4 protein-coding genes are annotated in these 6,893 nt (G+C 68.8%); all 4 read left to right on the plus strand.

All coding sequences use genetic code 11. The features are described from left to right. Positions 1-8 precede the first annotated feature (8 nt). The 4 genes from E3T34_RS12765 to E3T34_RS12780 all read left to right on the plus strand — a co-directional run bounded on the left by E3T34_RS12765 (position 9) and on the right by E3T34_RS12780 (position 6,660). Complete coding sequence (locus E3T34_RS12765) at positions 9-1,562, plus strand: APC family permease (protein ID WP_134343198.1); 1,554 nt, start codon at positions 9-11, stop codon at positions 1,560-1,562. A 63-nt stretch (positions 1,563-1,625) separates the two neighbouring features. Beyond that, a complete protein-coding gene (locus E3T34_RS12770) occupies positions 1,626-4,931 on the plus strand; it encodes a DEAD/DEAH box helicase (RefSeq protein WP_166784958.1) in 3,306 nt (1,101 codons plus the stop codon). A gap of 136 nt (positions 4,932-5,067) precedes the next feature. Continuing rightward, positions 5,068-5,952, plus strand: a complete 885-nt coding sequence (locus E3T34_RS12775) for a fructose-bisphosphatase class II family protein (RefSeq protein WP_134343200.1) — start codon at positions 5,068-5,070, stop codon at positions 5,950-5,952. Between the two features lie 96 nt (positions 5,953-6,048). Next, complete coding sequence (locus E3T34_RS12780; protein WP_134343201.1) at positions 6,049-6,660, plus strand: histidine phosphatase family protein; 612 nt, start codon at positions 6,049-6,051, stop codon at positions 6,658-6,660. Positions 6,661-6,893 lie beyond the last annotated feature (233 nt).

Below are 6,893 nucleotides of genomic sequence, written 5' to 3' on the forward strand. Positions count from 1 at the left end.
GACAGTCCATGACTAGCCAACATCCCTCCTCGGGCTCCACGCCCGGCACCTCCACCCTCACCGGCGGCCTTTCCGAGAAGGGCCTCAGCGCTGGCTCCATCGGGCTTCTCGGCGCCACGGTCATCGGCATCTCGTGCATCGCGCCGGCGTACACCCTGACGGCCTCCCTCGGCCCGACGGTCGCGGCCGTCGGCACCCAGATGCCGGGCATCTTCCTGGTCGGGTTCATCCCCATGCTGCTGGTGGCGCTCGGCTACCGCGAGCTCAACAACGCCATGCCGGATGCCGGCACCTCCTTCACCTGGGCCACCCGCGCCTTCGGGCCGTGGCTCGGCTGGATGGGCGGCTGGGGTCTGATCGTCGCGACGGTGGTCGTGCTCTCCAACCTCGCCGGAGTCGCCGTCGACTTCTTCTATCTGATGCTCGCCCAGCTTCTCGGCAACCCGAGCCTCGCCGACCTGACGAACAATGTTGTGATCAACGTGCTCACCTGTCTGGTGTTCATGGTGGCGGCCTGTTATGTCTCGTACCGCGGCATGGAGACCACGAAGGCCGTGCAGTACGTGCTCGTGGCCTTCCAGCTGATCGTGCTGGTCTGGTTCAGCGTCGCCGCCCTGCTGCAGGTCGTAGAAGGCACCGCCTTCGATGCCCTTGCGTTCAGCGCCGACTGGTTCAACCCGTTCCTCGCCCCTTCGTTCTCGGCCTTCGCGGCCGGGGTCTCGCTCTCGATCTTCATCTTCTGGGGCTGGGACGTCACCCTGACCATGAACGAGGAGACCAAGAACCCGAAGACAACCCCCGGGCGTGCGGCGACGTTGACCGTGGGCATCATCTTCGCGCTCTACATCCTCGTGTCGGTCGCCGCCCTGATGTTCTCCGGCATCGGCGCCGGCGAATTCGGACTCGGCAATGAGGAGATCCAGGGCAACGTGTTCGCCGCCCTCGCCGGACCGGTGATGGGTCCCTTCGCCATCCTGATGTCGCTGGCCGTGTTGTCCAGCTCGGCCGCGTCGCTGCAGTCGACCTTCGTCGGGCCGGCACGCACCATGCTATCGATGGGCCACTACAAAGCGTTCCCGAAGCGGTTCGCCTCAATCAGCCCGCGCTACAAGTCCCCGGCCTTCGCCACCGTAATGGCAGGAATCGTGGCCTGGGGCTTCTACGCGATCATGCGCGTGCTCAGCACCGATGTGCTCACCGACACGATCCTGACCCTGGGCATGATGATCTGCTTCTACTACGGGGTCACCGCGTTTGCCTGCGTCTGGTATTTCCGCGACTCGCTGAACGGGCCCCGGGCCATCCTGCTCAAACTCCTGGCGCCGCTGATCGGCGGGGTCATCCTGCTGGTCATCTTCGCAACCACTCTCTACGACAGCATGAACCCCGACTACGGCAGCGGATCGAACATCGGCGGGGTCGGGCTCGTGTTCATCCTCGCGATGGTGCTGTTCATCGGCGGCCTCGTGCTGATGCTGATCCAGCGCAGCGTCAACCCGGCCTTCTTCCAGGGAAAGACGTTGACGAAGGGGTCCTCGAAGGAACACGGGCACGTCGAGTAGCCCCCTGATGCGCCCGGCCGGGCACGGCCGGCCGGGCTGGGGCATGGAAGAATGGTTCCTGCCATGGCCCACACGTTCAGCTCCCACGACATCGCGCTCCTTGTGGGCAGCCAGGCGTTCTCACGCGGCGAACGCTACGCCCGCAACGGCCACGTTGATGCCGAGACCTGGTTCGGCTCGAACACCCAGCTCTTCGGCATGGTGCGCGGTTCTCACCCGACGCCCTATTCGGTGACCGTCTCGTTCACCCTTGATTCCGCCGGCGCCGCGGTGCGGGCATCCGGCGTCTGCACCTGCCCGATGAAGCGCAACTGCAAGCATGTCGCCGCGCTGCTGATCGCGAGCCAGGGCGGCGCCGTGGGCCGCAGCCTCGGCGGAGTGCCGGGTGCCCCCGCCACCGCCCTGGGCCGCGAGCCCGGGTCGGCCGTCGGCACCGCCGGGTTCTCCGCACGGGCAGCGTGGCGAAGTACGCTGGCTCCTCTGGCGCGACCGGATTCCGCGCCGTCCGCAGACACCCGCCTCGCCCTCCAGTTCCAACTTCTCGCTCCCGAGCACGGGCGTTTCGCCAGTCAGCCGGGGCTGCGCCGGCTGGCGGCGCGGCCCGTGATGATGGGCAAGCAGGGCAAGTGGATCCGGGGCAGCGTCACCTGGGAGAACCTGACCACCGACGGGTCGCTCGACCGCGGCCAGCTGCGGGTGCTCTCGGCGCTCTACGCGCTGCAGTTCGCGGCCCGCCCGTACTACGCCACCTCCACCCAGTGGATTCCGGTCGACGCTTTCCCCGACCGAGCGCTCTGGGACCTGCTCGACGACGCGGCGAACGCCGGGCTCCCCCTGGTCTCCGCCACGGCGCAGCAGGATCCCGTGCTCGTCTCGCCCGTTCCTGCGTGCCTCGAGCTGGACATCCGTCGTGTGTCCGACGGCCTCACGCTGCGCCCCGTCCTGCTGCTGGGCGACGAGCCGCAGGCGCGCGGCACGTTCGGGTTCATCGGCAACCCCGCCCACGGCGTCTACACCTGGGCGGGCCAGTCCGGCAGCGATTCCCCGCAGATCACCCTCGCCCCGCTGTCGGGCGAGATCAGCCGGGAGCTGCGGGCCATGGCGGCCTCCGACACCATCGCGGTGCCCGGCGCGGACGAGGCCGACTTCCTGGCCGAGTTCTACCCGTTCCTTCGACACCGGGTCACCGTGACCAGCCGGGACGAGTCGTTCGCCCTGCCCGAGACCCCGCAGCCCGTGCTGGCCCTGACCGTCACGCACCAGATGGATGCCCGCATCACCCTGCACTGGGTGTGGCACTACCCGGAATACCACCAGCCACTCCGCCCGGTGCCGGACGATGACAGGTTTCGCGACGGCACCCGGGAGGGACAGATCCTGCACGACGTGCAGGCGCTCCTCACCTCCGTGCCGGCCCTGGTAGGGCAGCAGAGCGGCCTGCCGGTACTGATCGAGCGCGCCACCCTGGCCGGCACCGCCATGCTCGGCTTCCTCGACTCCGTGGTGCCGACCCTGGCGGCCGCAGACCATGTCACCGTGCTGGTCGCCGGCGATGCCCCCGACTACCGCCAGGCCGACGAGGCGCCGGTGATCACCGTGGGCACCACCGAACGCCCGGATGACCGGGACTGGTTCGACCTGCAGGTGGCCGTCAGCATCGACGGCGAGGAGATCCCGTTCGACAGCCTGTTCCGGGCCCTGGCGGTCGGTCAGCAGCTGATGATCCTGCCCAGCGGCACCTGGTTCAATCTAGACCGCCCCGAACTGCACACGCTCCGCCGGCTGATCGAGGAGGCCCGAGGGCTGCAGGACGCCGGCGCCGAGTCCCTGGGGATCAGCCCGTTCCAGGCCGACCTCTGGGAGGAGCTGCAGTCCCTCGGGGTCGTCGCCGGCCAGGCGGCCGCGTGGCGCGACACCGTGTCCGGGCTCACCGACGTCGCCCAAATTCCGGAACAGCCGCTGCCGGCCGGGGTCGACGCCACCCTGCGCGGCTATCAGCAGGCCGGTTTCGAGTGGGTGAGCTTTCTCTACGACCATCAACTGGGAGGCATCCTCGCCGACGACATGGGCCTCGGCAAGACCCTGCAGGCCATCGCCCTGATGGAACGCGTGCGGGAGCAGCCGGGGCAGAGTGCGCCGTTCCTGGTCGTGGCACCCACCAGCGTGGTCTCCAACTGGGCGGCCGAGTGCGCCCGATTCGCGCCCGGCCTGCGGGTGGCCGCGATCACCGAGACCGCCGGCAAGCGCAGCAGCACTCTGGCCTCGCTGCACGCCGGCGCGGACGTCGTCGTCACCTCGTACACGCTATTCCGGCTGGACTTCGGCGACTACGAGGCCCTGGCCTGGTCCGGGCTGCTGCTCGACGAAGCCCAGTTCGTCAAGAACCGCAAGTCCCGCGCCCACCAGTGCGCCCGCCGCCTGGCCACCCCGTTCAAGCTCGCGATCACGGGCACGCCGCTGGAGAACAACCTGATGGAGTTCTGGTCGCTGCTCTCAATCACGGCACCGGGACTGTTCCCCAGCCCAGGCCGCTTCGGCGACTACTACCAGAAACCGATCGAGAAGGATGCCGACGGCGACCGGCTCGACCAGCTGCGCCGCCGCATCCGCCCGTTCATGCTGCGCCGCACGAAGGAGCAGGTGGCCGGCGACCTGCCCACCAAGCAGGAACAGGTGCTTGAGCTCACGTTGCACCCGAAGCACCGCGCGGTCTACGACACCCACCTGCAGCGGGAACGGCAGAAGGTGCTCGGCCTGATCGACGACATGAACTCCAACCGTTTCGAGATCTTCCGCTCGCTCACCATGCTGCGCCAACTCAGCCTCGATGCCAGCCTCTACGACACGAAGTACGACGACATCCCGTCGACCAAGCTCGACGTGCTCCTCGAACTGCTGGAGGACGTCGTCGCCGGCGGGCATCGCACCCTCATTTTCAGCCAGTTCACAAAGTACCTGGGCAAGGCCCGCGCACGCCTCGACGCCGCGGGCATCAGCTATTCCTACCTCGACGGCAAGACCCGCAACCGGGCGCAGGTGATCGAGAGCTTCAAGGCCGGCGACAATTCGGTCTTCCTGATCAGCCTCAAGGCCGGCGGATTCGGCCTGAACCTGACCGAGGCCGACTACGCCATCCTGCTCGACCCGTGGTGGAACCCGGCCACCGAGGCGCAGGCCGTGGACCGCATGCACCGGATCGGCCAGACGAAGAACGTCTTCGTCTACCGCCTGGTCTCCCGGGACACGATCGAGGAAAAGGTGATGGCCCTCAAGGCCACGAAGGCCCGCCTCTTCGAGAGCGTGATGACGGATGGCGCCGCGCGCGGGACCGCCCTGACGGCCGCCGACATCCGTGAGCTGCTCGCTTAGCCCACGCACCGGTACCCGCCCGCTGAGTCGCCCCCTGAGTCGCCCGCGCTGTCGCCCGCACGAGTGCCCGCCCCGGGCACGCGAGTAGGCTTTCAGCTGCCGGTCACAAGACCGCCGTCCCAGCAAGAGGTAGCCCATGCCGCAGCACCGCCCGTTCGCTCCTCTGGCCGAATCCACCGTGATCGGAGCCGAGGGCTGGCCGGCCGGGCTGGTCGCCACCGTGCGCGCGTCGACCGAGGCGGCGGCACGCGCCACACTGCCCTGGGTGGGTCGCGGCGACAAGATCAACGCCGACCAGGCGGCCGTCGCCGCCATGCGTGCCGTTCTCCTGACCGCGCCTTTTCGCGGAACCGTGGTGATAGGCGAGGGCGAAAAGGACCAGGCCCCCATGCTTGCCAACGGGGAGCAGCTCGGCACGGGGAACGGACCGGACTGCGACATCGCAGTCGACCCGCTCGACGGCACGACCCTCGTCGCCCGGAACCTGCCCGGGGCGGTGTGCGTGATCGCCATCTCCCCCCGAGGCACGATGTTCGATCCCGCCGGTGTTTTCTACATGGAGAAGCTCATCTCAGGCCCAGCCGGTCACGGCGTGCTCGACCTGCACGCCTCCGCCACCCGCAACCTCCGTGCGTTCTCGCTCGCCAGCGGCATCCCCGAGACCGCGCTCACCGTCGCTGTGCTCGACAAACCGCGCCACGTCGAACTCATCCGCGAACTCGGGTGCGCCGGAGCACGCGTGCTCCGCACGGCCGAGGGTGACGTCTCCACGGCCATCGCCGCCGCATCGACGGATGCCGCGGTCGACCTCTCGATGGGAATCGGCGGTACCCCGGAAGGCGTCATCGCGGCCTGCGCCGTGCGCGCCCTCGGCGGCGTGATGCTCGGGCGGATGGCCCCGCAGAGTGAGCCCGAAGAGCGCGGCGCCCGGGCCGCGGGCCTCGACCTCGCCCGCATCTACGACGCAGCAGACCTGGTGACGAGCAAGCACGTGCTTTTCGCGTCGTCCCCGGTCACCTGAGCCACCGCGCTCTGCTCCAAAAGTCGATCCGCCCGATGTTCGACCCGGTCGAGACCCGATTCATCTCCCGACCTCAGCCCGAGGCAGAATAGAACGGTGAGTTCCACAACTACCTTCGCCCTGATCCGCCACGGCCAGACCGACTGGAATGCCGCTCTGCGTATCCAGGGCCACTCCGACATCCCGCTCAATGACACCGGGCGTGGCCAGGCAGCGGATGCCGTCGGCCACCTGGCCGCACAGGAGTGGGACTTCGTCGTCTCCTCACCGCTCAGCCGCGCAGCCGAGACGGCCGATCTCATCGCCCGGGGCCTCGGCCTGACCGTCACCGGTCGCATCCCAGGGATCGTCGAGCGCAACTACGGTCCCGCCGAGGGACTGGGCGCAGGCCCCGAGCTGGACGCGCTCCGCGTCCCCGGCGGCCCCACCGGAATCGGCGGCTTCCACGGCGCCGAAACCGAGGCCAGTGTCGCCGACCGCGGAGTCGAGGCCCTGCAGCTGCTGGCCCGCAACCACCCGGGTGCCCGCATCATCGTCGTCAGCCACGGAACACTGATCCGACTGACGCTGATGCAGGCGCTCGAGAAGCCCGTCGACACGATCAGGAACGCCTCCCTCAACGTGGTCGTCCATGACCGTGCCGGCTGGACCCTCGACGTCCTCAACGGCGAGCCCGTCCCCGCCGGCAACCTCCTCCCCATCAACTAGCAGCCGCCGGTCCCGCACCCCGCATGACTGCACCCGGAACGGGCCTACTCACCCTCGCTTAGCGACGGCAGGCCCCCTCGCGCGGGTGGCCCTCTGTCGTCGGTGCAGGTGTGCGCCCTCGCACCAGAGCCCGTGTGTGTGTGTGGCTAACTCAGGACATCTGTTGCCCGCAGTAGACGGCCGCCGCGGGTTAGTGCGGCATTGGTGCGGATGCCCGGCACGGCCCGGCTGGA

Source organism: Cryobacterium sp. TMT1-62 (assembly GCF_004403145.1).
GTDB lineage: Bacteria > Actinomycetota > Actinomycetes > Actinomycetales > Microbacteriaceae > Cryobacterium > Cryobacterium sandaracinum.

Coding starts and splice junctions, on each gene's coding strand:
- E3T34_RS12770 (WP_166784958.1), top strand. CDS start 1,626: ATGGCCCACACGTTCAGCTCCCACGACATCGCGCTCCTTGTGGGCAGC.
- E3T34_RS12765 (WP_134343198.1), top strand. CDS start 9: ATGACTAGCCAACATCCCTCCTCGGGCTCCACGCCCGGCACCTCCACC.
- E3T34_RS12775 (WP_134343200.1), top strand. CDS start 5,068: ATGCCGCAGCACCGCCCGTTCGCTCCTCTGGCCGAATCCACCGTGATC.